Below are 25,025 nucleotides of genomic sequence, written 5' to 3' on the forward strand. Positions count from 1 at the left end.
AGGGCTGATGAATACTGTGCTGGATACCGTGGTGATCGGCGGCGGGGCCATGGGTTCCGCGGCCGCGTGGGCCTTGTCGCGGCGTGGCCGGCAGGTGACGCTGGTGGAGCAGTTCGGCCCCGGACACAAAATCGGCGCGTCGCACGGCGCCACCCGGAACCTGAACCCGGGCTACCACCAGCCGGACTACGTGGCCATGCTGGCCGAGGGGCTGGCGCTGTGGGAGGAGCTGGAGCAGGAAAGCGGCGAGCGGCTGCTGACGCGGACCGGCGTCGTCACCCACGGCCCGGGCTTCGACGCTCAAAGAATTGCGGCAGCCCTCACCACCGCCGGCATCCGCGCCGAGTTCCTGCACCCGGCCGAGGCCGGCGAACAGTGGCGCGGCATCCACTTCGATCAGCAGGTCCTGCACATGCCCGACGGCGGCCAACTCAACCCGGAAGCGGCGCTCCCCGCCTTCCAGCGGCTGGCGTCCGCCCGGGGCGCCGAAGTCAGGCATAACACCAGAGTGGTGGGCTTCGAGGTGTTCGACGACGGCGTGCGGCTGACGCTTGATTCGGCCGCAGGCACTGAGCTGGTCACCGCAGCCCAGGCCGTGGTGACGGCAGGCGGCTGGACCGAGAAGCTGCTGGGCAAGGTTAGCGGCCCGCAGGGCATCAGGATTCCCCGCCTCAGGGTGACCCAGGAGCAGCCGGCGCACTTCCGGGTGACGGACGCCGGCGCCGTGTGGCCCGGCTTCAACCACTACCCCGCCCCGGACTACCAGGGCTGGTACTCCCCTGTTTACGGCATGCAGACCCCAGGCGAGGGCATCAAGGCAGGCTGGCACGGGGTTGGCCCGGAAGTGGACCCGGACCACCGCGACTTCCTGCCGGAGCCAACGCAGCTCGCCGCCCTTCAGGAGTATGCCCGGCAGTGGCTGCCCGGCGTGGATGCCGACTCGTTCGAGGCCATCAGCTGCACCTACACCACCACCCCGGACGAGGACTTCATCCTGGACCGGATCGGGCCGGTGGTGATCGGCGCGGGCTTCTCCGGGCACGGCTTCAAGTTCACGCCGGTGGTGGGGCGGATCCTGGCGGACCTGGCCACGGGGACCCGGCCGGCACCGTCGATCTTCCGGGCGTCGCGCTAGCTGCTGCGGCCTTCCGCCCGGCTGGGAACCTGGCCTGCTTCACCTGCACCGTCGCCCGCCTGCTCCACGCTGTCAGCCTTGACTGCAGGCATGGTCAATACGGCGACAACGGTCAGCAGCCCGGCCACCAGCGCGGCCAGGAAGACGGCCCCGGACGCGGAAATAACAGTGGCGGGATCGGCGTCGCCACCAGTGCTGCCGCCGTAGATGGCGTTGGCCACGGCACCGAAAACGGCCACGCCCAGGGCGCTCCCGATGGAGCGGGCAAACATGTTGGTGCTGGTCACCACGCCGCGTTCGTGCCAGGGGACGCTGGACTGGGCGGAAATCAGCGTCGGGGTGGCCAGCAGGCCCAGGCCGAGCCCGACGACGAAGCAGCTCACCGCGATCAGCGCCACGTTGGGCGAAGAGGCCGTGAGCGACAGGATCAGCAGGCCAACCACGGAGATGGCAATGCCGATCAGCGCCGTGGTCTTGAACCCGATTCGCAGGTAGAACTTCCCGGCCTGCGAGGCGCTGAGCGGCCAGCCGAGGGTCAGGGCGGCGAGCGCCAGGCCGGCCACCAGCGGCGAGGAGGACAGGGCGCCTTCAAGGAAGGTGGGCACGTAGGACGTCAGGCCGATCATTACCGTGCCGACGCCGAAGGACACCAGCGCGGTGGTGGCGAGCAGGCGGCGGGACACCACCCAAGCCGGCAGGATGGGCTCCGCTGCCCGGCGTTCCACCAGGAGGAATGCCGCCAGCAGGACTGCGCCCACCACGAACACGCCGATGCCGATGGGCGAATTCCAAGCCCACGCCTGGCCGCCCTGGAGGGCGCCGAGGATGAGCAGGCCAAGTGAGCCGGCCAGCAGCACGGCGCCTGCGTAGTCCACCTTGTGCTTCTTCCGTTCCACGTTCTCGTGCAGGGTGCGGACCAGCATCCACCCGGCCAGGAGGCAGAGCGGGACGTTGACCAGGAAAATGCCGCGCCAGATGCCCAGTGCGGAGAAAACACCGCCCAGGCTGGGGCCCACTACGGAGGAAATGGCCCAGACGCTGGCCAGGTAGCCCTGGACCTTGGCGCGCTCCTGAAGGGTGTAAATGTCGCCGGCGATGGTGACGGCCACCGGCAGGACAGCGCCGGCACCGAGCCCCTGCAGTGCCCGGAAGGCGATCAGCGAGGGCATGCTCCAGGCCACGCCGCACAGCACCGAACCCAGCAGGAACAGGCCGATGCCGGTGAGGATGATGGGTTTGCGGCCCGCCATGTCGGACAGCTTGCCGTAGATCGGCACGGACACGGCCTGCGCCAGCAGATACGCGGAGAAGAGCCAGGGGAAGGAGGAGAAGCCGCCGATGTCCCGCACAATCGACGGGACGGCCGTGGCCACGATGGTGGAATCGATGGCCACGAGTCCCGTGGACAGCATTAGGGCAATGAGGATGGGCCCGCGCTCGGACCGGAACCCTACGCCGTCTTTGGCGTTCGCCGCGTTTGCCATGTCAGACCGCCACCAGGCCGGCGGCCTGCGCCAGCAGCTCGACGGACCGCAGGCGGTCCTGGGTTCCTGGGCTCTGGTGCGCCACGATGAGTTCGTCGGCGTCGGCGTGCTTGCCGAAGCTCTCCAGGTAATCGATGACGACGTCGGGCGTCCCCACCGCGGAGTACGTCATCATCTGCGCCATGTGCCGTCCCTGCGGCGAGTCAAGGATCATGTCAGCTTCGTCGTCTGTGAACTCGCGGCCGCCGCCGAAGAACAGGGAGACGCGGGCGCGCTTGGTGGCCTGGAACATCGCCTGCGCTTCCGAGGCGGAGTCGGCGGCGATCACGTTGACGCCGGCGATCACGTGCGGGGCGTCAAGCTGGGCTGACGGCTTGAACTCGCGGCGGTAGATTTCCACCGCATCCTGCAGCGCGGCCGGGGCAAAGTGCGAGGCGAATGCGTAGGGCAGGCCCAGCTGCGCGGCCAGGCGGGCGCCGAACAGGGACGAGCCCAGGATGTACAGCGGGACATTGGTCCCCTTACCCGGGGTGGCCTCGACGCCCTGGATGCGGGTGGGGCCGGTCAGGTAGCCCTGCAGCTCAAGGACGTCCTGCGGGAAGCTGTCCGCGGACATCGGGTCGCGGCGCAGCGCCCGCATGGTGTTCTGGTCGCTGCCGGGCGCCCGGCCCAGGCCCAGGTCGATCCGGCCCGGGTGCAGGGTTTCCAGGGTGCCGAACTGTTCTGCGATGGTCAGCGGCGAGTGGTTGGGCAGCATGACGCCGCCGGCACCCAGCCGGATGCTTTCGGTGTGCGCGGCCACGTGCGCGATCAGCACGCTGGTGGCGGAGGAGGCGATGGAGGACATGTTGTGGTGCTCGGCGTACCAGATGCGCCGGTAGCCCAGCTTTTCGGCGCTCTGCGCCATGGCCACGCTGCCCGCGAAGCTCTCCGCCGCCGTCTGGCCTTTGCCGATGGTTGCCAGGTCAAGGATGGAAAGGGGAAGAGTCACGTCAGTTGCGGCCTTTCAGGAACGTTTCGTAAGAATCGCCGGCCGGATTGCGGCGGGCACTTGAGGCATAACGACGGCGGAGCCCGGCTTATTTCGTCTCCGCCGGAATACTCAGCACGCTTACGATGTTGCCGCCCCTATGAGCCATGATTCAAGGAACCAGCTGGAACTGTCCGCAACGATCGACCTCAAGGACCTGGGAACCGTGCACCGGCTCGGTTTTGGTGCCATGCGCATCGTGGGTGACGGTGTCTGGGGTGAGCCCAAGGACCGCCAGGCCGCCATCGACGTGGTGCGCCGCGCCGTCGAACTCGGCGTGGACTTCATCGACACCGCCGACTCCTATGGCCCCAACATCAGCGAGGAAATCATCGCCGAGGCCCTGCACCCGTACAAGGAGGGGCTGAAGATCGCCACCAAGGTGGGCTTCACCCGCACCGGGCCCAACAAGTGGATTCCCGTTGGCCGGCCCGAATACCTGCGCCAGCAGACCGAGCTGAGCCTGCGGAAGCTGAAGGTGGACACCCTTGACCTGCTTCAGCTGCACCGGATTGATCCCAAGGTGGACGCCGAGGAACAGTTCGGCGTCCTGCGCGAACTCCAGGACGAAGGCAAGGTCCGCGCCCTGGGCCTGTCGCAGGTGAGCGTTGAGGACCTGGAGGCTGCGAGCAGGCATTTCACGGTCTCCACCGTCCAGAACCGCTACAACCTGACCGACCGGAGCTCCGAGGACGTGCTGCGCTACTCCGAGGAAAACGGCATCGGCTTCATCCCGTGGGCTCCGATCTCGGCGGGCGAGCTCGCCCAGCCGGGCGGCCCGCTCGACGAGGCCGCGAAGCGCCTGGGCGCCACCACCTCCCAGGTAGCCCTGGCCTGGCTGCTGCGCCGCTCACCCGTGATGATGCCCATCCCCGGCACCGGCTCCGTGCAGCACCTCGAGGAGAACATGGCCGCCGCCGGCATCACGCTCGACGACGACACGTACGCTGAGCTTGAAGCAGCCGGCAAGTAGCAAGCGGCTTCCAGCCACTCACGTCAGCAAAGACACTCACGTCAGCAAGGACAGGAGAAACACCATGGCAAACATTTTGATGGTCGTCTCGGCCGCAGATTCCCTCACCATGAAGGACGGCAGCGAACACCCCACCGGCTACTGGGCAGAGGAACTGGTGGTGTCCCACCAGACCCTGACCGAGGCCGGCAACACGGTACACATCGCCACCCCGGGAGGCCGGAAGCCCACGGTGGACCAGGTGAGCCTGGCTGCCGAGTCGGCAGGTGGGGACGAGCGGGCGCAGGGGTTTAAGGACTACATCGCGAAGATCGACGGCGAGCTGGCGCACCCGCTGGTCCTGGCCGACGTCGACGTTGCCTCCTACGACGCCGTGGTGATGCCCGGCGGCCACGGTCCCATGGCCGACCTGTACAAGGACGCCGACCTGGGCCGCATCCTGGTGGCAGCCAACAAGGACGGCAAGATCATTGCGCCGTTCTGCCACGGCCCCGCCGGGCTGCTGAGCGCAACGGACGACGACGGCGCATTCGCCTTCAAGGGACGGCGCCTCACGGTCTTCACCAACGAGGAAGAGCTTGGCGGCGGCACCGGTGAGAACACGCCGTGGCTGGTGGAGGACGCGCTGAAGGAGAAGGGCGCCGTCGTCGAAAACGGCGCGGCCTGGTCCTCCAATGTGGTCCGGGACGGCAACCTCATCACCGGGCAAAACCCGCAGTCCAGCGAGGACGTGGCCAAGGAAGTGCTTACCGCGCTGAGCTAGCCGGCACGTCTTTCAGGCAGTAACAGAGGGGACCAGTTCGCAAAAGAACTGGTCCCCTCCTTGCGGCGCACGCCATTGGACGCCGGTCTTCATGCCTCGTTGATCAGGCGGCGCAGCCCCCGTTCGCGATGGTGGGATCGATCGCGGCGATCTGCTTCTGGATGTCCGCCAGCTGCGTTTGCAGACTGGCTACGACCAGCTTCTGCGCCTCCACCGCGTCCTTGCTTGGCTTTTTCTGTGTCTGCAGGGTTCGGAGCTGGCCCTGCGCCGCGGTCAGCTGGGTGTCCACCGCGCTCAGCTGGCTCTGCAGCGCCTTGAGGTTGGCTTCAGCGGCGCTGATCTCGCCATTGAGGCCATTGAGCTGATCCAGCAGCGGCGTCACCCGGCCCTGAAGGTCAAGGACGTTGGCTTCGGCGGTGGCGATCTGGCCATTGAGATCGTTGATGCGGGCGACCAAGTCGTCGCCCAGCTGATTGAGCGAGTTGATTTCACCGGTCTTCGTGGCGACGGCCGTGTTCGCGGCATCAAGGGTGGCCTGGAGTCCGCTGATCTGGCCCTGCAGGGTGGAAAGCTCTGTCTGCTTGTCCTGAACGGCGGTATTGGCTGCAGTGAGCGCCCCCTGCGCGACCGTCAATGCTGCATTTTTCGCGTCGAGGACCGTTTTTTGGTCCGTGATGGCCTGCTGTGCCTGCTCAACGTTTTCGGTGAGGGTTGGCAATGCGTCTTCGAGGTCCGCCACCACCTGCTGCTGGGCGGTCACCGCGCCGGCAGCGTCCTTCGCCGCCTGTTCCAGCGCCGGGAGCTGCCCCTGCAGGGTGCTGAGCTCGGACTGCTTGCCGGCAACAGCGGCGTTTGCCTGGTTCACGGCATCCTGCAGCCCGGGCACCTGCGCCTTGAGGGTGGCGATGTCGTTCTGTTTTGCCGTGACCGCTGAATTGGCTGCATCGAGCGCTGCCTGAAGCGGGGCTGCCTGCTGCTGCAGGGCGCTGCTTTCCTGCTGCTTGGCCACAAGCTGGGAGTTCAGGCTGTCCACCTGGCTCTGGAGGGTAGCCAGGTCGCCCTGAAGGCCGGAGATGGTAGCGCTCTTGTCAGCGATCTGACTGTTTACAGTTACCAGCTGGGCCGCGGCGGCGTCGCGCTGGGCCTGAAGCGTCCGTTTCTTACTGGAGTTACCGTTGATGGCGGCGATTTGACTGTCCAAATCGGCAATCTGCGCAGTTAATGTGTTCTTCTGCGTAACCAGGGTTGCGAGGTCGGACTGGGCTTGGGTAAGGGTGGCCTGCTTCGTGGCGATCTGGCTCTTCACGCTGTCAATCTGGCTCTGGAGGTTGGCGATGTCAGTGTTCACGGCAGAGATCTTCGCGTTGTTGTCGCTGACCGCCTTTGCAGCGGCCGCCGCGTTGGTTTGAAGGGTCCGCAGGTCCGACTGGGCTGCGGTGATCTCTGCGTTCTTGGCATCGAGTGCCGCCTTGGCAGTGGAGGCTGCGGACTGCAGGGCCGTAAGCTCCGTCTGGGCCGTCGCGATCTGATCCTTCTTGCTGCTGACAGCGGCGTCCGCGGCGGCAGCGGTTTCCTGCAGTGTGGCCAGTGCGGCTTTGGCCGCATCCACCTTGTCCTGCTGCGCCTGAAGGTCCGCGACCGCGGTGGTTCCGGCAGCTTCAAGTACCTTCAGCTGATTTTCGGCGTCAGTGACTTCCGTCTGTGCAGCGTTCACGGCATCTGCGGCCTGCTGCGCCTGAGTGGTCAGGGTGGCCAGTTGTTCCTTGGCCAGCTGGATCTGTGCATTCTTGGCAGTGACGTCTGAAGCCGCCTGGTCCGCGGCCTGCTGCAGCCGGGAAAGCTCGGTTTGGGCAGCCGCAATCGCCGTGCTGTTGGCCACCAGTTCTGCGCCGAGCTTGTCCGCCTGGTCCTTCAAGCCGGCGGAGGCGGCCTGGGCCGCGGCGAGTTCATCCTGCAGCGGCGCCAGCTGGCCCGCCACGCTTGCCTGCTGGTCCTGTAGGTCGGCGAGGGCGGCTTCCGCTGCCGTCACCTGGGAGGCCAGGCTCGTCTGCTGGGCAGTTAGCTTGTCCACCTCTGCCAGCGCTGCTGCTTCCTGGCTGTCCAGCTGCGTCTCCTGCGCTGCAAGGTCAGCCAGCGCCTTCTCCGCGTCCGCCTTCTGTGCCGCCAGTGCATCTGCCTGGGCCTGAAGGGCAGCCTTCTCCGCCTGCCGGGCAGCAATGGCGTCGGCGTTCTTCTTGGCGGCGGCCTTCAGGAGGTTCTCCTGGACGGCGCCGCGGTGCGCCAGCTGGTTGACCACGCCGTTACAGATTCCGGGGGCCGTGCCGGGGGCTGCCACCGCGGGCTGGACCAGCACCAGGCTTGTTGTGAGCAGTCCGGGCAGGACCACAGCTGCAGCCAGGCGCCGGGGTAGGGGGGATTTGGACGGGGAAGTGCGCATGCGAGCTCCTGATAAGACCATTGCGGCGGACCTCTCTGGCCGCCTCACAGCCCCACCGTAATTTCCCGGGTATGGGGAGAACACGCGTAATCACCACTTGTCTTTTTTCCCCAAGTACTCGCTTTCTGCTGAATGTGTGACAAGCCCTACTTGACTGCAGGAACAGGGATCGGAGGGAAGCCCAAATGTGACCGCCGCGGTCCTCCGGTTAACCGCCGTTACTCCCTGTATCCCAGGGTTTCGAGGGCCTTTGGTTCCCCCTCCGGGGGTGCCGGATAGTTGCTGCAACGCGCACATTCCGTTGCATCTTTCGCCCCTTTCCCAGGAGGAACCATGGCCTTCACAACCAAGCCGGCCGCCGTCGTGGCCCTTGCCGTCTCAGCGCTGCTGGGACTGGCTGCCTGCTCCGATCCCGGCGCCTCGGCGGCGGAAGCACCGTCGTCGTCCGCTGCCAACTCAGCCGGCAAGACCTTCAACCTCTCCCCGCAGCAGGACCGCTTCAAGGTCTCCGCCGACCCCGCCGCTGCCGCCTTGGTCCCGGAGGCGATCAAGGCCGACGGCAAGCTCACCGTGGTGACCACCGGCGGGGCGGCTCCGCTCAGCCTCTTCGCCACGGACAACAAGACCCTGATCGGCAGCGAGGTGGATATCGCCTACGCGGTGGGCGAGACGCTGGGACTGGAAGTCGAGGTCCTGCCCGTAGCGTGGGCGGACTGGCCGCTGGGCATTGAGTCATCCAAGTACGAGGCCGTGCTCTCCAACGTCACCGTCACGGAGGCGCGCAAGGAGAAGTTCGACTTCGCCACCTACCGAAACGACCTGCTGGGCTTCTACGCCAAGAGTGATTCCAGCATCGGCGAGATCAAGGAAGCCAAGGACGTGGCCGGCAAGCGGATCATCGTGGGCTCCGGCACCAACCAGGAAGCCATCCTGGTGCGCTGGGACGAAGAGAACAAGAAGAACGGCCTGGCGCCGGTCCAGTTCCAGTATTACGACGACGACTCCGCCTCGAGCCTGGCGCTCCAGTCAGGCCGTGCGGACCTGACGTTCGGGCCCAACGCCGCCGCCGCGTACAAGGCGGCGCAGGACGGGAAGACGAAGCAGGTGGGCACGCTGAATGGCGGCTGGCCGCTGACGGCACAGATCGCCTTCACCACCAAGAAGGGCAACGGACTGGCAGTCGCCGCGCAAGCTGCGCTGAACCACCTGATCGACGACGGCACCTACGCCAAGATCCTGGACCGCTGGGGCCTTTCCTCCGAGGCCATCCAGAAGTCCGAACTGAACCCGGCGGGCCTGCCCAAGAAGTAGCGGCCTGCCGACGAAGGAATCCCCGCCGGTCCCAGCAATCGCTGGCGCCCGGCGGGGATTCTTTGGCTTTACCAGGCCGGCAGCGCGGGCACCGGACCCCCCGCTTCAATATCTTCGGCGTCACCGCGTGCCAGCCATTTCAGGAGGCCTTCCCGGTCCGACTCAATGCGCAGGCCGCCGTCACCGATGATCCACTCGTCGCGTTCCTCGGTCACCAGCGTCATCCCGGGTGCACCCTTGGCGCGCATGGCACGGACCACGGCCTCGATGGCGTTCAGCAGTGAATCGGGGTCGGCCTCTTCAATGGTCCAGGCGGTGTCCAGGTCATGATGGTGCACCACCACCTCGGCAATCCGCAGCGCCACAATGGACGTTGCCGGCAGCTCCCGGCCACCCACCTTAACTTCCGGCGCCGCAAGCTCCCCGGTCAACCGCCGGGCTTCATCGGCAAAAGCGGCGACCGAGTCCCGCACTTCAGCCAGGAGCTCCTCCCGCGGCAGGGCCGCCAGGGCAGCGATGGCCTGCGAGCGCGCTTCGGGGGACGCGTACAGCTGGCGTTCCTCCCCGGACGTAGCCCAGTCGATCAGCCCAACCAGTGCGCGCCCGCTGGAGGCGACGTGCGCGATGACGTGGGCGCGGGTCCACCCTTCACACAGCGAAGGAGCAGCCAGCTCTTCATCGGACAAGGAGGAGACCGTGGCAAGGAACATGTCCGTCTCCCGGCCCAGGCGGGACAGGTCTGAGTGCAGCCGTGCTGGATTGATCATTCCGCCAGCCTAACCGCGGCGCCATGCCCCCGGCCACGGTTACGGGCCGCCTGGTTCATACCGTCCGCCTATGGAATAAGACGCGGTCTGCCAGCACCGGCCGGACGCCCCTGCCGCCGGGTGCATTGAGCCTGTTCCTGCGGGATCCATCGCAAAAACAGCCCCTTTGATACGCAGGAACGGCACAATGCACCCCCGGCGCGAAACCGGGAATTCCCCTCATATGCCGTGCGTCACATTGCCTGTCACGCTGGGGTGCCGAGGCCCCCTGCGCGGATCCATCCGAATACCGCAAACGCCTCTCCACCCGCTCCCCCGAAAGGACCTGCGCCATGACGCTGCCGCACCCCCAACCCACGATCTCCGGAAACCCGGGAAAGGAGACACGGACAGCCAACTGGGTGGCTTTCGTCATCTGCGCCGCCCTCCTGTTCGACGGCTACGACCTGGTGGTCTACGGCACCGTCCTTCCGGGACTGCTCGCAGACGCAGGCCAAATCGGGCACTTCGATGCTGCCACCGCCGGGCTCCTGGGGTCCTGGGCCCTCATCGGCGTACTGGTGGGGTCGCTGGCATGCGGGGCGATCGGTGACTTCTTCGGCCGCCGCCGGCTGATGCTCGCCGGCATCGCCTGGTTCTCCCTGGGCATGTTCGCCACCGCCCTGGCCACGGACGTCACCGCCTTCGGCGCCCTCCGGTTTGCCACCGGGCTGGGCCTGGGCGTCGTCATCGCCAGCGCCGGCGCCACCATGGCCGAGTTCGCACCCGCGGGACGGCGGCAGTTCTACAACGCGGTCGTGTACTCCGGGGTCCCCGCGGGCGGCGTGCTGGCATCCGTCCTGGGCATCGCCTTCCTGGACAGCATCGGCTGGCGCGGCCTCTTCATCATTGGATCCCTGCCCCTTCTGGTCATCCTGCCCATTGCCTGGCGGAAGCTCCCGGAATCCCCGCGCTGGCTGCTGGCCCGGGGTCGGGAAGAGGAAGCCCTCGCCGCAGCATGGCGCACCGGGGTGCCGCTCGGCGAAGAGCAGGTGATCAGGGAGGCCGGCGCCGCTCCGCGGAAGTCCGGGTTCGCCGCCGTCTTCTCCCGCCAGTTCGCCGTGGCATCCATCCTGCTGGGCCTGATGTCCTTCTGCGGCCTCCTCCTGACCTACGGGCTCAACACCTGGCTGCCCAAGATCATGGAGGGCTACGGCTACGGCCGGACCTACGCCCTGTTCTTCCCGCTGGCCCTGAACCTCGGTGCCGTGGTGGGCGGACTGGTGGCCTCCCGGATGGCAGACCGGAACGGACCCCAGCGGGTCATCGCTGCCACGTTTGCCCTGGCCACCCTCTCCCTGGGGCTGATGACCTTCAGCTTCCCGCTGCCGCTGCTCTTCACGTTCATCGCCACCGCAGGGGTGGGAACCCTGGGCACCCAGGTGCTGGTCTACGGTTTCCAGTCCAACTACTTCACCACCAATGCCCGTGCCGCCGGCGTCGCCTGGTGCGCCAGCGTGGGCCGGCTCGGCGGGGTCCTGGGTCCGATCATCGGCGGCTGGCTGGAAGCCGCGGGGATCGGCGGGGCAACAGCCTTCTACATTTACGGCGCGGTGGCCCTGCTCGGCGGCGCCGTCACCATCCTGGTGCCGCGCCAGCACAGGCTGGAGGAAGCCCTGCCGGTCGTTGAAGAGCCACAAGATTACGTCGAAAAACTATCTAAGTAAGGCCTTTTATGGTTACTCTATGAATCAATGAGGCCACGCCGCGCCTCCTCCCGGCCCGTGGAAAGGTGGCACAGGATGGAAATCCGCCAGCTGAACTACTTCATCGCGGTCGCGGAGGAGCGGCATTTCGGCCGGGCGGCAAAGCGCCTGCACATGGCGCAGCCGCCGTTGTCCCAGCAGATCCGCCAGCTCGAAGACCAGCTGGGCGTCCAGCTCCTCAACCGCACCACCCGCCGGGTGGACCTGACGGCGGCGGGCCAGCTCCTGCTGGACCGCGGCCGCCAGATCGTCAACGACGTCGAGACGCTCCGCGCAGATGTCTACCAGGTGGGCAAGGGCGCCACCGGCGTCCTCCGGGTGGGGTTCTCCGGCTCGGCAACCTACGGTGTCATGCCCCGGATCGCGCGGCTCACTAAGCAGGTCCTTCCCGGCCTGTCGTTGGCGCTGAACGGAGAGATGCTGACGCCGTCCATGGAAGCGGGGCTGCGGAACGGCACCCTGGACGCGGCACTGCTGCGTCCTCCCGTTGCCTCCGAGGAAATCGACTACCGCGTGGTCACCCAGGAGCCACTCGTCGTCGCGCTCCCCTCCTTCAGTGCCCTGGCGGTGGACCGCCCCGTGGCCATGCACGAACTGCAGGACCAGGACTTCATCGCCTACTCACCGGAGTCCGTGCTGAACCGCATCACCTCGGACCTCTGCCGCCAGGCAGGCTTCCAGCCGCGGATCACGCAAGTGGTGGGTGAGACCTCCACCATGCTGGCGTTCGTGGCCGCGGGCGGCGGCGTCGCCGTCATGCCGTCCAGTGTGCGCGCCTTCCAGCTCGACGGCGTCGCCTACCGGGAAATCGACAATGTTCCCCCGGTGGAACTCGCCGTCGCCTGGCTGCGCGGCCACCCGTCCGCACTGCTGCAAAACTTCCTGGACATCGTGGCCACGGCAACCGCTGACGCCGCCACCCCCGCTCCTGCTGATGAAAGGCTCCCGCCATCATGAAGATCGCAGCCATCGAGGCGATCCCCTACTCGATCCCGTACCGCCACCCGCTCCATTTCGCCTCAGGCTCCGTGCACGAGGCCGACCACGTCCTGGTCCGCGTCCACACCGACGACGGCGTGGTGGGAACCGCAGACACCCCGCCCCGCCCGTACACCTACGGTGAGACGCAAAAGTCCATCGTCGCGGTCATGCAGGACGTCTTCGCCCCGCAACTGGTGGGCCTTGACGTCTTTGACCGGGAAAAGATCCAGGCCGTAATGGCACGCACCATCCACAACCAGACAGCCAAGGGCGCCGTGGACATTGCCGTCTGGGACGTCATCGGCAAGACCCTGGGGCAGCCCGTGACCAAGCTGCTGGGCGGCTACACCGACTCGCTGCGCGTCTCCCACATGCTCGGCTTCAAACCCGCCAAGGAACTCCTGGCCCTGGCCCTGGAATTCCGGGAAACCTACGGCATCAACACCTTCAAGCTGAAGACCGGCCGCCGCCCGCTGAACCTGGACATCGAGGCCGCCAGGGTGCTGCGGGAAGGCCTCGGCGAGGACGCCGAGCTATACATGGACGCCAACCGCGGCTGGACCGCCAACGAGGCCACCGAGGTGCTGCGCCGCACCGCCGACCTCGGCCTGCAGTTCCTTGAGGAACCGGACGACGCCCGCGAAGTCCTGGGCCGCCGCCGCCTGGTCACCAACTCCCCCATCCCCATTGCAGCGGACGAGTCCGCCGCCAACCTGGGCGAGGCGGCCCGCGAAATCCTCACCGGCGGGGCCAACCTACTGTCCGTCAAGACCGCCCGGTCCGGCTTCACCGAAGCCGGCAAGATCGTTGGCATGGCCGAGGGCATGGGCATCGACGTCTACATCGGCAACCAGATCGACACCCAGGTAGGCACCGTGGCCTCCGTGGTGTTCGGCGCAGCCTTCGCCCACACCGCCAAGCGTGCGGCGGAACTTTCCAACTACCTCGACATGACCGATGACCTGCTGGCCCAGCCGCTGGCCATCACCGGCGGGCGGATCCACGTTCCCGAAGGCCCCGGCGCCGGCACCGACGTGGACGAGGACAAGCTCGCCCATTACCGCACCGACTGACACCCTTCCATTCCAATTCCACCGAGAGGTCACCATGAAGTATCTGGTCCATATGGACGTCAACCTGCCCGCCGGCATGCCTGCCGAAGAAGCCGCCGGAATCAAGGCAAAGGAGAAGGCCTACTCCCAGGAACTGCAGCGCTCCGGCAAATGGCCCGAGATCTGGCGGGTGGTGGGTGAATACGCCAACTACTCCGTCTTCGACGTCGAATCGAACGACGAGCTGCACGGGATCCTGCAGGGCCTTCCCCTGTTCCCGTACATGGACATCACCGTGGTGCCGCTGGCCAAGCACCCCTCGGACGTGAAGTAGCCGGCTCAGTCCTTGGCCCGGAACGCGGCCGCGAGTTCGCTGCGTGACCGGATTCCCATCTTCCGGTACAGCCGCGTGAGGTGGTACTGCACCGTCTTTTCGGCCAGGAACAAGGCCCGGGCCGCCTCCTTGTTGGTTGCGCCCGTCGCCACCAACTCGGCCACGGCCTGTTCCTGGGCCGTGAGCTGTTGATGGTAGCTACCCACCGACGAAAGCACCGGGTCCGCCGGGTCCGCCGGGTCCGGCAGGTTCCCGATGTCCAGGCCGGTGGCCTTCAGCTCGCGGTCGCACCGTTCCACATAGGTGGTCGCGCCAAGGGTGTCGTACAGGTCCCGCGCCGCCCGCAGCACCGATGAGGCCAGGCGCCGCTTTCCGGCCCGGCGCATGCTTTGCCCGAACGCGAAACTGATCCGCGCCCGCAGATAGGGGCGGTTGAGCCCACGAAGGTGACCCAGCGCCGCCTCGAAGTACTCCCTCGCCGTGTCCGGGTCCCCCTGGGCGGCCAGCAGCCGGCCCCTGGCCCACGCCACCCGGGCCAGGTCGGAGGGGACTTCGCGCTCGCGGTGCACTCCTTCGAATGCGGTAAGGAACGTCTCTGCGGCGTCGAGTTTGTCGGTCATGACCAGCGCATTGACATAGGTGTCCTGCCACGGCCAGAAGGACACCCGTTGATCGGTCCAAGGGTCCAGCTCCGGCAGCGGCTGCAGGGCCGCCAGGGCGCTTTCGTAGTCCGCCCGCGCCTCGTGGAAGCGGGCACGCGCCAGGCTGGCCGGGACCTGCATGGCCCGGTATGTTCCCGGCTGCACCGCGGCCTGTGACACGTAGTAGCGTGCCCGGTCCCAATCGCCCCGCATGGACCACAGCTCGGCGGCCGTCCAGTACAGCAGCGGCCGGATCAGCGGCATCCGCGAGGTCTCCAGCCGGACGCTTGCCCGGGAGATGGTGGCGGCGGCCGCGTCCCAGTTGCCCAGCACCAGGTGCGTGCGGGCCAGCCAGGCCTCGGCCCACAGGGAGATCCGCAGCGATCCCCCGCGGTACTCGGTGGGGGCGGCAGACTCGAAATTCACCAGCGCGGATTCGGCGTTGTCCAGGCGCAGGGCCAGCCAGCCGGCGCCCATCTGCACCCGCTGCTTCTGGGCATTCTCGGCGGCCTGGGCAGAGGCCCGCTGGTAGGAGGCCTCGGCGTCCGCTATCCGGCCCTGGGCGTACAGGCCCAGGCCGTAGATGGCCTCCGACTCGATGTGCGCCGGAGTTCCAGGCTCCGTCAGGGCCATGGCGCGTTCGGCCCAGCCGGTGATCATCGGACCATTCCAGGAGGCCACCCCGTGGAGGACGAAACGCTGGGCCACCTGCGCCGCCGCGGCGGGTTCGTGCTGCGGATTGCTGGTCCGCCAGGCCATCTCCAGCTGGCTTTGGGCGCTGTCATTCTGGCCGGACACCGTGGACAGGTACCCCAGCACCGAGGAGCGCAGGGGCGACGGCGGCAGGGCGTCCACCGCGCCGGCCCAGGCCTGCGCCTGGGCCACGTTGCCGGAGCCCACCAGGGCGTCGACGGCTTTCAGGAGCCGGAGGTTGCGGGCGCGGATGTCAGGGGAGAGCCTCGAGGCGGAGAATAACGCGGTGGAGGCGTCCTGCCATGCGCCCACCGTGGCCTGCCGCCGCGCGAACTCTTCCAGTTCCACGGCCAGGGTTTCGTCTGCGGCCGGGGTGGCCGCGACGCGGTGGCCCAGCTGTTCACCCTCGGACTGGACAACCTCTGAGGCCCTCCGGTGCAGGGCGATGCGCCGGCTGGGGACGATCTGTTCGTAGACGGCTTCCGCGGTTCCGGGTTCGAGGAAGGCGACGGCGGAGCGGGACTGGTCCACGGACAGTCCCAGCAGCCCGGCGCGGTGCCCCTCATCGAGGGCCGGCATGACGGCTTCCAGGCCACCCACCCGGGCCACCTCCACCAGGCCCGCGCCGGGGCCGAGCACCGCTGCGGCCTCCGCGGCGGCCACCAGGGCGGGGGACGCGGCGGCCAGGACGCTGCGGACCCTGGCGCGCACCCGGGAAGTAGGCGGCAGGGAAGGGAACCACGACTGCCAGGTCTCCGGGGGCAGCTCACGGAGCAGCTCCACGACGGACCGGGCTATTCCGCCGGTGTGCGTCACCAGGCCGTGGGCCGCCGTCGCGCTGAGGTCCAGGCCGAACAGGCTCCGGGCCACGTCCTGGACCTGCTGCGGCGAGAGGGGTTCGAGCGGAATGCGGACCACCTGGTGGCCGGTGAGGAAGTCGAGCACGCCGGCGGGGACCCGGGGCGCGTCTACAGGGTTGAGGGTCAGCAGGAACAGGACCCGCTTCTCGTGCAGCCTGCGCATGACGAAGGTGAGGATGCGCAGGCTCGCCTCGTCGAGCTTGTGGACGTCGTCGACGGCGACCACCACGCTGCCGTGTGTCTGCAGGCCTTCGAGATGGGTGCTGAGGGTGGAGGCGTAGTTGACCACCTGGTCGGGGGTCAGGGAGGCGACGGGCCCCGGCGCCAGGGCCGGGCCGCCGTCGTAATCCTTTGCCGTCCGGAGCGGCAGGGTCCGCATGAGCTGGGAGTAGCCGGCCAGGGCGAACTGCGCCTCCCAGTCGTCCCCCATGGCGGACAGCACGCGGACGCCGCGGGCGGCGGTCCGGCAGTGGTCAAGGAAGAGTTCCAGCAGCGCGGTTTTGCCGGAGCCGGAGGGCCCGGAGAGGACCACGGTTCCCACGTTGCCCTTGCGGACGCTGCGGAGGATTTCCAGCAGCTGCTCGAACGCCGCGGCCCGGCCCGCCAGCGGGAAGTCCTCCGCCATCTCGCCCTGGGTGGAGCCCGCCGTCATGGCCGCCATCCTACCGGAGCGGCCCGGGCGCCCCCATTGCGCGCATCCACCGGATGCACTAGCCCAGGTCGCCGCCGGCCACAGGGAGGATGCTGCCGGTGAGGTAGGAGGCCTCGTCCGAGGCAAGGAACACGATGGGCGCTGCCTGCTCATCCAGGGTGCCGTAGCGCTTCATGAACGAGGACTCCACCGTCTGGTCAACGATGGTTTGGTACCAGTCCTTCTCGGTGGCGGATTCGGCGTCCGGCCCGCGCTTGACCTTGCGCGGCGGGGCTTCCGTGCCGCCCGGGGCGGTGGCCACCACGCGGATGCCGTGCCCGGCCACTTCCATGGCCAGCGACTGGGTCAGGGCGTTCACGCCGCCTTTTGCCGCGGCGTAGGGCACCCGGTGCATTCCCCGGGTGGCTACGGAGGAGACGTTCACGATCGTGCCGGAGCCCTGCTCCATCATCGCCGGCAGGACCGCCCGGCAGGTCCAGAGCGTGGGAAAGAGGGAGCGGCGGATTTCCTTCTCGATCTTGTCCTCGTCGTACTCCTGGTAGGGCCGTGCCCAGATGGTCCCGCCCACGTTGTTGACCAGGACGTCCACGCGGCCGTGAGCGGCGAGGGCGGCCTTGATGGCCTGGGTGGCGCCGGCGAAGGTTTCCAGGTCCGCGGTGACGGACGTGGCCGAGCCGCCCGAACCCGACGCTTTGGCGGCCTCCCCGATGCCGCGGGCAACATCGTGGACCAGGTCCGCGCGGTCCACCAGGACCACGGCGCCGCCTTCGGCGCCGATACGTTCGGCCACCTTCTGGCCAATCCCCTGGGCGGCACCGGTGACGACGGCGACCTTGCCGCCGAACCTGCCCGGGGTCACGTATTGCCCTGCGTACGGCGCGGCCATCAGTGGGCGGCCTTGGCGTCGATGGCACCGACCATGGTGCCCTTGGCATCCTGGGCGTGGGCCATGATGACTTCGCGCAGCCTGGCTTTGTCCCCGCGTTCAAAGGCGTCGACGACGTCAAGGTGGTCCTGCGTGACGCGTTCGAAGATCGGCGTTCCGGCGTCGAACGCCGCGGCCATCTGGGCGTGGACGTCCAGGCGGCGGTAGGACTCCAGGAGCATCGGGTTGTCGCAGATCGTGAAGAGGTACTCGTGGAATTCCTCGTTGGTGCGTGCAAACGCGTCGGGATCGGTGATGTTTCCGCCCTGCACCGAACCGGTGGTGGCTTCGGCCAGGCGGCGGAACTGGCGCAGCTGCTCCTGGCTGAGCCGTCCCAGCAGCAGTTCGCTGACTGCAAGCTCCAGGCCCATGCGGGCATCCAACTGGGCGAAGCTGTCCTCCTTGCGGAAATCCAGCCGGCCGGTCTCCAGCGAGGACACGGCCTCGCCGCGGGTCATGGTGTCGCCATCGGCCTGGATTTTCTCAACCGGAGCCGGTGCGCCCGTCTCGGCGTCGCCGCCGGTGGTTTCCTTCGGCGCGAACCGTTCGAAGTAGAAGTTGGCGGGCTTGATGCCTTCGGTGTCCAGCCACTTGGAGACGGCATTGACCATGGGCGGCGGGCCGCAGAGGTAGATGTCCACGTCGCCGTCGTTGAGGTGCTTCGGCTCGATGATCTGGGTGACGTAGCCGGTGTGCGGGGCGGAGGTGCCGGGCTCGGAGGCGATGTAGTCCCAGGTGAAGCCGGGCAGTTTCGCCTCGTAGGCGCGCAGCCAGTCCAGGCCCACGATGTCGGCCTCGCGGGTGAGCCCGTAGATCAGGTGGACCGGGGTGGAGGGCGGGTTTTCGGCGAGCTTTTCGAGGATGGACAGGAGCGGGGCCAGCCCGGTGCCGCCGGCCAGGAGCAGCAGGGGCCGCTTGGGCTCGCGCAGGAAGAACGATCCGTACGGGCCGGTGAAGTTGATGGTGTCACCCACGGCGGCGCGGTCGCGGAGGTACTCGGACATGGCGCCCTGGGGGGTCACCCGGACCATGAAGGATGCGTCCTGGACCTCGGGGCCGCTGCTGAAGGAGTAGGAACGCTCGGCGTCGGTGCCGGGGACTTTGAGGTTGACGTACTGTCCGGGGAGGAAGGCCAGCGCGTCGCGGTTGTCCACCTCAAGGGTGAAGGAGACGGTGGTGTCCGTGTGCCGGTTGAGCTCCTTGATGGTGGAGGTGAAGGACGCGGCTGCCGTCTTCGCCGATTCGGACGTGGCCGGGATCTGGATGGCGAGGTCCGACTCCGGCACGGCCTGGCAGGTGAGCAGGTAGCCCTTTTCGAGTTCCTCCTCCGTCATGGCGTCGTCGATGAAGTCGCCCGGGTCGAAGGAACCGGAATCGCAGAAGGCCTTGCAGGTGCCGCAGGCGCCGTCCCGGCAGTCCGATGGAATGTTGATGCGTGCCTTATAGGCGGCATCCATGACGGTCTCATAGTCGCCGACCTTGATGACTTTGGTGACGCCGTCCTCGAAGCTGAGGGCTACTTTGTGGCCCATGGGGTCCTCCTGACTGTCCGGGCGCGCCATCGCGGTCCGGAAAAAGTTATGGCGTGCCCGGTGGGCACAGGGTGGAAAATGCCGTGCGGCGCCCGCAGGTCCCGGGCGCCGGCTGCTGGCAGGTCAGATCATGTAGACGTCCACCACGTGGTGGATGTAGTCGTTCTTCAGGACCACCTTCTTCTTCAGGATCACCGGCTGCGGACCTGAAAGGTCCAGGGTGTAGTAGCTGGTGCCGAAGTAGGTGTCCGTCGTGTTGTAGCGGAAGTAGAGGGTGAACCAGTTGAAGCGCACGTCCACCGTGCCGCCGTCGTTCGCCAGCACCTCGACGTCCGTGATGTTGTGGCCCGTGCGGGGCTCCGGGAGGGAAGTGGCCGAGGACCTGTCGGTCTTGATCCGGAACACCCGGTCCTCGATGCCGCCCCGGTTGTCGTAGTAGATCAGGGAGATCTCGTTCTGGGGGTCCTGGGTCAGTTGGTCGTCCACGTCCCAGGCCGGCATCCAGAATTCGGAGTCCGGGTGGTAGCACTCCAGCCATTCATCGAACTGGCGGTCATCAAGCAGGCGGGCTTCCCGGTAGAGGAACGCGCGGACGGTTTCGAGGGTTGCGATCTCCTCCGCGGTCTTCAGGGCCGGGGCGGTGTGGGTCAGGTTGGTCATGGGTTCTGCGCTCTCTGTGGTTCGGCGGGCTCTCAGGCGGAGACGGGAACGGATTCCAGGGCGGAACGCTCCTCTTCCTCCGCCAGGGCCCGGTCCATGACTTCCTTCCAGTACCCGTGCTGGATGGGGTAGAGCCCTTCGTCTTCGGTGCGCATGCCGGAGGCGATCACCCGGGTCATGCCCAGGGCCTGTGCCTGCTCATCCGGGCCGCTGATCTCGTGGGCGGAGCCGCGGGTCATGTCGTTCCACGGGGCGCTGGTGGCCCAGTAGGTCTTGTTGCAGGAGCGGAATTCCTCCAGGTCGTCCGGCGTGGCCATGCCCGTGGCGTTGAAGAAGTCCTCGTACTGGCGGATGCGCTTGGAACGGTTCTCCTGGGACTCGCCCTTGGGGGCGATGCAGTAGATGGTCACCTCGGTCTGGTCCGCGGAGATGGGCCGGAAGTGCCGGATCTGCGAGGAGAACTGGTCCATGATGTAGACGTTCGGGTACAGGCACAGGTTGCGGGAGATGTTGATCATGAAGTTCGCCATCTCCTCCCCGTACTTGGCCACAAGCTCGTCGCGGCGGTCCCAGAGCGGACGGTCCTGGGGGTTGGTCCACTCCTGCCACAGCAGCAGGTGCCCGTGGTCGTAGGAGTAGAACCCGCCCTTGACCTTGCCCCACTTGCCGGCGTCCATGGCCTTGGTCTTGTTGGCCGAATCCCCGGCGCTGCGGCGGGCCGTGGTGGCCGCGTAGTTCCAGTGCACGGCGGTGACGTGGTAGCCGTCGGCGCCGTTCTCGGCCTGGACCTTCCAGTTGCCGTCGTAGGTGTAGGTGGAGGATCCACGCAGCACTTCCAGGCCCTCGGGCGACTGGTCCACGATCGAGTCGATGACCTTGGTGGCATCGCCCAGGTGCTCCTCGAGCGGGAGCACGTCGGCCTTCAGCGAGCCGAACAGGAAGCCGCGGTAGGACTCGAAGCGGGCCACCTTGGTGAGGTCGTGTGAGCCTTCCTTGTTGAAGGTCTCGGGGTAGCCAGCGTTCCGGGAGTCCTTGACCTTCAGCAACTCACCGGAGTTCTTGAAGGTCCAGCCGTGGAACGGGCAGGTGAAGGTAGTGCGGTTGTCCGTCTTGCGGCGGCACAGCATGGCGCCGCGGTGCGAACAGGCATTGACCAGGCAGTTCAGGTTTTCATCCTTGTCCCGGGTGATCATCACCGGGGTACGGCCGATGTACGTGGTGAAGTAGTCGCCCACGTTGGGGATCTGCGACTCGTGGGCGAGATACACCCAGTTGCCTTCGAAGATGTGCTTCATCTCGAGTTCGAAGATCTCCTGGTCGGTGAAGATCTCGCGCTTGGCCCGGATGACGCCGTTCTCACGGTCGTCGATCACGGCGTCGGCAAGGACCTCGCGGGCATGGATCAGGTTCTCGGTCATGGCGTGCTCCTTCATTGGAGATTGCTGGACGGATGGTCGGAGGTCCACTCGGGAAGGGGCTTCGGCGGCGGACGTTGTCCAGCAATTCTTGCCGCTCGTGATTGGCCTCACATCAGGCAAATACCTAGGTTCCACCAAGGGTGTCTTTATGTATCGATAATGACTCAAAAGACGCCTAGTTGATATTTGTAGCGTCCTTATCCGCGGGCCTACGATTGAGACCGACATCACGCGGTGCGGCGCAGGGCATGACGACTGGCCCGGCAGCCCGCGTCGGGTGCAGGAGCCCTTCCTGTCCCCATTCAATGAGGAAGGTGGACATTGTCATGACCCAAACCCCAACGGACAGCCGCACGGAAAACGAAGGCACCGCCGTCGAAGCAGGCACCAAGGCAACCGAGCGGTTCGCAGCGTCGGGCAAGCTCTCCAAGGTGGATGTATCCAAGGAACGGGTGAGCCTGCTGGCCGGCGCGCTGATCAAGGCCGCCAACGACATCGTCGAGGAACACCAGGTCACCTACGAGGAATACAACGCGCTCAAAGCGTGGCTGATCAAGGTCGGGACGGACGGTGAATGGCCGCTGTTCCTCGACGTCTGGCTTGAGCACACCGTTGAGGACGTCAACTCCCAGGACCGTCCCGGCACCGTGGGCACCATTGAGGGCCCGTACTACGTTCCCAATTCCCCGGAACTCCAGACGCCCGCCACGGTTGAAATGCGCGACGGCGAGGAGGGCACCCCGCTGCGCTTCAGCGGCCAGTTCACCGACACCGACGGCGACCCCATCCAGGGCGCCCAGGTGGAGATCTGGCACGCGGACGCCGCCGGTTTCTACTCCCAGTACGCCCCGGGCCTGCCCGAGTGGCTCTTCCGCGCCACCGTCAAGGCTTCCGACGATGGCCGGTTCGAGATCAACACGATGCGTCCGGCGCCCTACCAGATCCCCACGGACGGGGCCTGCGGGCAGCTGATCAGTGCGGCGGGCTGGCACGCCTGGCGTCCGGCGCACATCCACATCAAGGTGTCCGCACCGGGCTACGAGCCGGTCACCCAGCAGCTCTACTTCCCCGGCGATCCGCACAACGCCGACGACATCGCCTCGGCAGTGAAGCCTGAACTGATGCTGGACCCCCGCCCCCGTACCGACGGAAAGGGCGAGGAAGTAGTTTATGACTACGTCCTGGCAAAGCAGGGCCAGAAGAAGTAGCACGCAAACTGGGAGATACCCCCGCACGGAGGCGCTCCGGAGCTGATGCTTCGGAGCGCTTCCGGTTTTTCCGCCCCCCAGCCAGGAGCCCCGATGAGCCACCCCCGCCACCATCCGACCGCCAGCTCCGTCGAGCCAGGCCGGCCGGCGCCGGAACCCCTGCTGGAACGTCCGGGGGTCCGGCCCGCGGGTCCCCGCCGGATCCTCCGCGACCTGGGCCTGTCGTATGTCTCCAACGGCGCCATTGGGCTCATTTTCGCGGCGTCCGGGCCCATCGCCGTCACGCTGGCCGTCGGGACCGCGGGCGGCCTGACCCAGGGCCAGCTGTCGTCCTGGGTTTTTGGCATCCTCTTTTCCGGCGGGGCCGCCACCCTGCTGATGTCACTGATTTACCGGCAGCCGCTGGGCTTCGCCTGGTCCATCCCAGGGACGGTACTCCTGGGGCCGTCCCTGCAGCACCTGGCCTTCCCCGAAGTCGTCGGGGCCTTCTTCACCTCCGGCGTGCTGATCCTCGCCCTGGGCGCAACCGGCGTGGTGCGCAAAGCCATGGCACTGGTGCCCATGCCGCTCGTAATGGCCATGGTGGCTGCGGTGTTCCTGAAGTTCGGCACGGACATCGTTGCCTCCGCCCAGGACAACCCGGCCGTGGCTGCCCCGATGGTGGCTGCGTTCCTGGTCCTCACCGCGGTTCCCAGGCTGGGCCGGTACCTGCCGCCGGTCCTGGGCACCCTGGTGGCGGGCGGCATCGCCGTGGCGGCCAGCGGCCAGTTCAACCTGCCACCCGGCGGACCGCTCCTGGCCACCACGGTCTTCACCGCCCCTGATTTCACGTGGGCCGCCCAGCTCGAACTGGTGGTTCCCCTGACCCTGACCGTCCTGTTCGTCCAAAACGGCCAGGGCATCGCCGTCCTCCGCGCTGCCGGCCATCAGCCGCCGGTCAATGCCTTCGCTATTGCCTCCGGCGCCTTTTCGGTGCTGAATGCCGGTTTCGGCGCAGTTTCGGCGTGCGTTACCGGCCCCACCAACGCTCTGTTGACCTCGTCCGGGAAGAGGGAGCGCCAATATACGGCCGCCGTGGCGTACGGCCTGCTGGCCCTGGTGTTCGCGGCGTTCGCCCCCACCCTGACCCGGCTGATGCTCGCCGCGCCCAAGGAATTCGTGCTGGCACTGGGCGGCATCGCGATGCTGCGGGCCCTGCAGCAGGCCTTCGTGACCGCCTTCGCCGCCAGCTTCACCCTGGGTTCACTGGTCACCTTCGTGGTGACCATCTCGGGCATGAACCTCTTCAACATCCACGCAGCCTTCTGGGGCCTGGTGATTGGCTACGGGGTGTCCCGCCTGCTGGAGCGTGCGGACCACGCCCAATCCTGACAGCTGCACTTCCCGGCGGGTTCTTCTGCGTCAGCGCGGGTCCGGTTCAACCGCCCACGCGAGCCGATGCAGGAAGGTGGCCGTCTTGCTCCTGAAAGCCAGCCAAGCAATCCTTCCCCACCCGGGTTTCGCAATTATTTGAGGGGCATTGGGCTCTGCGCTCCTGACGCTACCCACGGCACCAGCGAACAAGAAGGCAATAAGGCTTGCGCTTTCCATCAATCTCCAGCCGAACAGACAAATCCCCGGTACATGAGCGGGGTAGATAAACGGGGTACATGATCAAGGTGCCCTGTTCAAGAAGGCTTCAAACATCGCAGGTACCCGGCCGCCCGGTTCCCCCAAAGTGCACTCCTGACCGGTTAGGCAATAGTCTGACCAGATGGGGACCAGTGCCGTGAACTCCGGCGAACAGACTGACAGGCAATCGCGCATCCTTGACGCAGCGATGGACCTGCTGTCCCGTCACGGGATTTCGGGCGTCAGCATGCGCGCGGTGGCGCGGGAGGCCGGCGTGGCGCTGGGTCTGGTCAACTACTACTACGACGACAAAACCACCCTGATCCGCGCTGCGTTGAGCCGCGTGGACGAGCATGACCTGTTACTCGTCGCGCCGGACCCGTCGGTGTCCCCCGATGAGCAACTTCGGAAGGCGCTCCATCGAGTGGCAGCCGCCGACCTCCTCACCACCCGCTATCTGTCCCTGCGCCTGCACCTTTGGGCCCTGGCCCAAGCAGACGAGGATTACGCGCAGATCAACGCCGCCGCCTTCGACCGGTACATCGACGGGCTCGCGGCGCTGGTATCCAGCGCCAAGCCGGAGCTGTCATGGAACGAATGCAGGGAGAGGGCTTCGGACATCGTCGTTATCCAGAACGGCATGTGGCTGACGGCGCTCCTCGGGGTGGACAAAGCCTCCATTCAACGAAGTATCACGCGGACCGAAGAGATAGCCTTCGCGCCCGTCCAAGGCGCCCTTCCGGACGAAGCGGGCCGGGACACGGGGCTGAACCAGCAGTAATGCGGCTCCCGCCAGAACAAAGGTAGCCTCCT

General features: G+C 67.0%; 20 protein-coding genes. 11 read left to right on the forward strand and 9 right to left on the reverse strand.

The features are described 5' to 3' along the window. Positions 1–7: 7 nt before the first annotated feature. Positions 8–1,135 carry an FAD-dependent oxidoreductase gene (locus tag JCQ34_RS18010; protein WP_286400003.1) on the forward strand — a complete coding sequence of 376 codons (1,128 nt, stop codon included), beginning with the start codon at positions 8–10 and terminating at the stop codon, positions 1,133–1,135. Here JCQ34_RS18010 and JCQ34_RS18015 read toward each other — a convergent pair. Both JCQ34_RS18015 and JCQ34_RS18020 read right to left on the reverse strand, forming a co-directional pair. Continuing rightward, positions 1,132–2,619 (reverse strand): MFS transporter, encoded by a 1,488-nt coding sequence (locus JCQ34_RS18015; RefSeq protein ID WP_286400006.1) that lies wholly within the window; start codon positions 2,617–2,619, stop codon positions 1,132–1,134. The genes JCQ34_RS18010 and JCQ34_RS18015 overlap by 4 nt on opposite strands. Position 2,620: 1 nt before the next feature. Then, entirely contained in the window at positions 2,621–3,610 is a 990-nt protein-coding gene (locus JCQ34_RS18020) for an LLM class flavin-dependent oxidoreductase (protein WP_286400009.1), read from the reverse strand. Between the two features lie 139 nt (positions 3,611–3,749). Between JCQ34_RS18020 and JCQ34_RS18025 the strand changes: the two genes are divergently transcribed. Both JCQ34_RS18025 and JCQ34_RS18030 read left to right on the forward strand, forming a co-directional pair. Beyond that, a complete protein-coding gene (locus tag JCQ34_RS18025; RefSeq protein ID WP_286400012.1) occupies positions 3,750–4,622 on the forward strand; it encodes an aldo/keto reductase in 873 nt (290 codons plus the stop codon). A gap of 64 nt (positions 4,623–4,686) precedes the next feature. Further along, positions 4,687–5,385 carry a type 1 glutamine amidotransferase domain-containing protein gene (locus JCQ34_RS18030; RefSeq protein WP_286400015.1) on the forward strand — a complete coding sequence of 233 codons (699 nt, stop codon included), beginning with the start codon at positions 4,687–4,689 and terminating at the stop codon, positions 5,383–5,385. Positions 5,386–5,488: 103 nt separating this feature from the next. On the opposite strand, the gene JCQ34_RS18035 is transcribed toward JCQ34_RS18030, so the two are convergent. Further along, complete coding sequence (locus JCQ34_RS18035) at positions 5,489–7,822, reverse strand: chromosome segregation ATPase (protein WP_286400018.1); 2,334 nt, start codon at positions 7,820–7,822, stop codon at positions 5,489–5,491. Between the two features lie 333 nt (positions 7,823–8,155). On the opposite strand from JCQ34_RS18035, the gene JCQ34_RS18040 reads away from it, so the two are divergent. Beyond that, entirely contained in the window at positions 8,156–9,133 is a 978-nt protein-coding gene (locus JCQ34_RS18040) for an ABC transporter substrate-binding protein (RefSeq protein ID WP_286400020.1), read from the forward strand. A gap of 68 nt (positions 9,134–9,201) precedes the next feature. On the opposite strand, the gene JCQ34_RS18045 is transcribed toward JCQ34_RS18040, so the two are convergent. Next, on the reverse strand, positions 9,202–9,900 hold the full coding sequence (locus JCQ34_RS18045; protein WP_286400024.1) for a maleylpyruvate isomerase family mycothiol-dependent enzyme: 699 nt from the start codon (positions 9,898–9,900) through the stop codon (positions 9,202–9,204). 332 nt (positions 9,901–10,232) lie between these two features. Between JCQ34_RS18045 and JCQ34_RS18050 the strand changes: the two genes are divergently transcribed. The 4 genes from JCQ34_RS18050 to catC all read left to right on the forward strand — a co-directional run bounded on the left by JCQ34_RS18050 (position 10,233) and on the right by catC (position 14,012). Beyond that, complete coding sequence (locus tag JCQ34_RS18050; RefSeq protein WP_286400027.1) at positions 10,233–11,606, forward strand: MFS transporter; 1,374 nt, start codon at positions 10,233–10,235, stop codon at positions 11,604–11,606. Between the two features lie 75 nt (positions 11,607–11,681). Continuing rightward, positions 11,682–12,602, forward strand: a complete 921-nt coding sequence (locus JCQ34_RS18055; protein ID WP_286400030.1) for a LysR substrate-binding domain-containing protein — start codon at positions 11,682–11,684, stop codon at positions 12,600–12,602. Next, the gene (locus tag JCQ34_RS18060; RefSeq protein ID WP_286400032.1) at positions 12,599–13,699 is read left to right on the forward strand and encodes a mandelate racemase/muconate lactonizing enzyme family protein; all 1,101 of its coding nucleotides are present in this window, start codon (positions 12,599–12,601) and stop codon (positions 13,697–13,699) included. The genes JCQ34_RS18055 and JCQ34_RS18060 overlap by 4 nt, the downstream gene beginning before the upstream one ends. 34 nt (positions 13,700–13,733) lie before the next feature. Continuing rightward, positions 13,734–14,012, forward strand: a complete 279-nt coding sequence (gene catC / locus JCQ34_RS18065) for a muconolactone Delta-isomerase (protein WP_286400035.1) — start codon at positions 13,734–13,736, stop codon at positions 14,010–14,012. A gap of 5 nt (positions 14,013–14,017) precedes the next feature. Here the strand turns inward: catC and JCQ34_RS18070 are convergent, their stop codons facing one another. The 5 genes from JCQ34_RS18070 to benA form a co-directional block, all read right to left on the reverse strand. Further along, positions 14,018–16,858, reverse strand: coding sequence for an AAA family ATPase (locus tag JCQ34_RS18070; protein ID WP_286400038.1), 2,841 nt, complete (start codon positions 16,856–16,858; stop codon positions 14,018–14,020). 58 nt (positions 16,859–16,916) lie between these two features. Continuing rightward, positions 16,917–17,744 (reverse strand): 1,6-dihydroxycyclohexa-2,4-diene-1-carboxylate dehydrogenase, encoded by an 828-nt coding sequence (locus JCQ34_RS18075; protein ID WP_286400041.1) that lies wholly within the window; start codon positions 17,742–17,744, stop codon positions 16,917–16,919. After that, complete coding sequence (gene benC, locus JCQ34_RS18080) at positions 17,744–19,315, reverse strand: benzoate 1,2-dioxygenase electron transfer component BenC (protein ID WP_286400044.1); 1,572 nt, start codon at positions 19,313–19,315, stop codon at positions 17,744–17,746. Before benC ends, JCQ34_RS18075 begins: the two co-directional genes overlap by 1 nt. A 123-nt stretch (positions 19,316–19,438) precedes the next feature. After that, entirely contained in the window at positions 19,439–19,975 is a 537-nt protein-coding gene (benB, locus tag JCQ34_RS18085) for a benzoate 1,2-dioxygenase small subunit (protein ID WP_286400047.1), read from the reverse strand. Positions 19,976–20,007: 32 nt separating this feature from the next. Next, positions 20,008–21,393, reverse strand: coding sequence for a benzoate 1,2-dioxygenase large subunit (gene benA / locus JCQ34_RS18090; RefSeq protein WP_286400050.1), 1,386 nt, complete (start codon positions 21,391–21,393; stop codon positions 20,008–20,010). A 326-nt stretch (positions 21,394–21,719) separates the two neighbouring features. Between benA and catA the strand changes: the two genes are divergently transcribed. The 3 genes from catA (at position 21,720) to JCQ34_RS18105 (ending at position 24,993) form a co-directional block, all read left to right on the forward strand. Continuing rightward, positions 21,720–22,601, forward strand: coding sequence for a catechol 1,2-dioxygenase (gene catA / locus JCQ34_RS18095; protein WP_286400052.1), 882 nt, complete (start codon positions 21,720–21,722; stop codon positions 22,599–22,601). Positions 22,602–22,694: 93 nt separating this feature from the next. Next, the gene (locus tag JCQ34_RS18100; RefSeq protein ID WP_286400055.1) at positions 22,695–23,972 is read left to right on the forward strand and encodes a benzoate/H(+) symporter BenE family transporter; all 1,278 of its coding nucleotides are present in this window, start codon (positions 22,695–22,697) and stop codon (positions 23,970–23,972) included. A gap of 382 nt (positions 23,973–24,354) precedes the next feature. Beyond that, on the forward strand, positions 24,355–24,993 hold the full coding sequence (locus JCQ34_RS18105) for a TetR/AcrR family transcriptional regulator (protein ID WP_286400058.1): 639 nt from the start codon (positions 24,355–24,357) through the stop codon (positions 24,991–24,993). Positions 24,994–25,025: the final 32 nt, after the last annotated feature.

It is taken from the genome of Pseudarthrobacter defluvii, assembly GCF_030323865.1.
GTDB classification, from domain to species: Bacteria; Actinomycetota; Actinomycetes; order Actinomycetales; family Micrococcaceae; genus Arthrobacter; species Arthrobacter sedimenti.

Excerpts from the sequence above, each read along its gene's own strand:
- benA (WP_286400050.1), bottom strand. The coding sequence starts at position 21,393 with ATGACCGAGAACCTGATCCATGCCCGCGAGGTCCTTGCCGACGCCGTG.
- JCQ34_RS18040 (WP_286400020.1), top strand. The coding sequence starts at position 8,156 with ATGGCCTTCACAACCAAGCCGGCCGCCGTCGTGGCCCTTGCCGTCTCA.
- JCQ34_RS18025 (WP_286400012.1), top strand. The coding sequence starts at position 3,750 with ATGAGCCATGATTCAAGGAACCAGCTGGAACTGTCCGCAACGATCGAC.
- JCQ34_RS18015 (WP_286400006.1), bottom strand. The coding sequence starts at position 2,619 with ATGGCAAACGCGGCGAACGCCAAAGACGGCGTAGGGTTCCGGTCCGAG.
- JCQ34_RS18060 (WP_286400032.1), top strand. The coding sequence starts at position 12,599 with ATGAAGATCGCAGCCATCGAGGCGATCCCCTACTCGATCCCGTACCGC.
- JCQ34_RS18105 (WP_286400058.1), top strand. The coding sequence starts at position 24,355 with ATGGGGACCAGTGCCGTGAACTCCGGCGAACAGACTGACAGGCAATCG.
- JCQ34_RS18010 (WP_286400003.1), top strand. The coding sequence starts at position 8 with ATGAATACTGTGCTGGATACCGTGGTGATCGGCGGCGGGGCCATGGGT.
- JCQ34_RS18035 (WP_286400018.1), bottom strand. The coding sequence starts at position 7,822 with ATGCGCACTTCCCCGTCCAAATCCCCCCTACCCCGGCGCCTGGCTGCA.
- benC (WP_286400044.1), bottom strand. The coding sequence starts at position 19,315 with ATGGGCCACAAAGTAGCCCTCAGCTTCGAGGACGGCGTCACCAAAGTC.
- JCQ34_RS18045 (WP_286400024.1), bottom strand. The coding sequence starts at position 9,900 with ATGATCAATCCAGCACGGCTGCACTCAGACCTGTCCCGCCTGGGCCGG.
- JCQ34_RS18055 (WP_286400030.1), top strand. The coding sequence starts at position 11,682 with ATGGAAATCCGCCAGCTGAACTACTTCATCGCGGTCGCGGAGGAGCGG.
- JCQ34_RS18050 (WP_286400027.1), top strand. The coding sequence starts at position 10,233 with ATGACGCTGCCGCACCCCCAACCCACGATCTCCGGAAACCCGGGAAAG.
- catC (WP_286400035.1), top strand. The coding sequence starts at position 13,734 with ATGAAGTATCTGGTCCATATGGACGTCAACCTGCCCGCCGGCATGCCT.
- catA (WP_286400052.1), top strand. The coding sequence starts at position 21,720 with ATGACCCAAACCCCAACGGACAGCCGCACGGAAAACGAAGGCACCGCC.
- JCQ34_RS18075 (WP_286400041.1), bottom strand. The coding sequence starts at position 17,744 with ATGGCCGCGCCGTACGCAGGGCAATACGTGACCCCGGGCAGGTTCGGC.
- JCQ34_RS18030 (WP_286400015.1), top strand. The coding sequence starts at position 4,687 with ATGGCAAACATTTTGATGGTCGTCTCGGCCGCAGATTCCCTCACCATG.
- benB (WP_286400047.1), bottom strand. The coding sequence starts at position 19,975 with ATGACCAACCTGACCCACACCGCCCCGGCCCTGAAGACCGCGGAGGAG.
- JCQ34_RS18070 (WP_286400038.1), bottom strand. The coding sequence starts at position 16,858 with ATGACGGCGGGCTCCACCCAGGGCGAGATGGCGGAGGACTTCCCGCTG.
- JCQ34_RS18100 (WP_286400055.1), top strand. The coding sequence starts at position 22,695 with ATGAGCCACCCCCGCCACCATCCGACCGCCAGCTCCGTCGAGCCAGGC.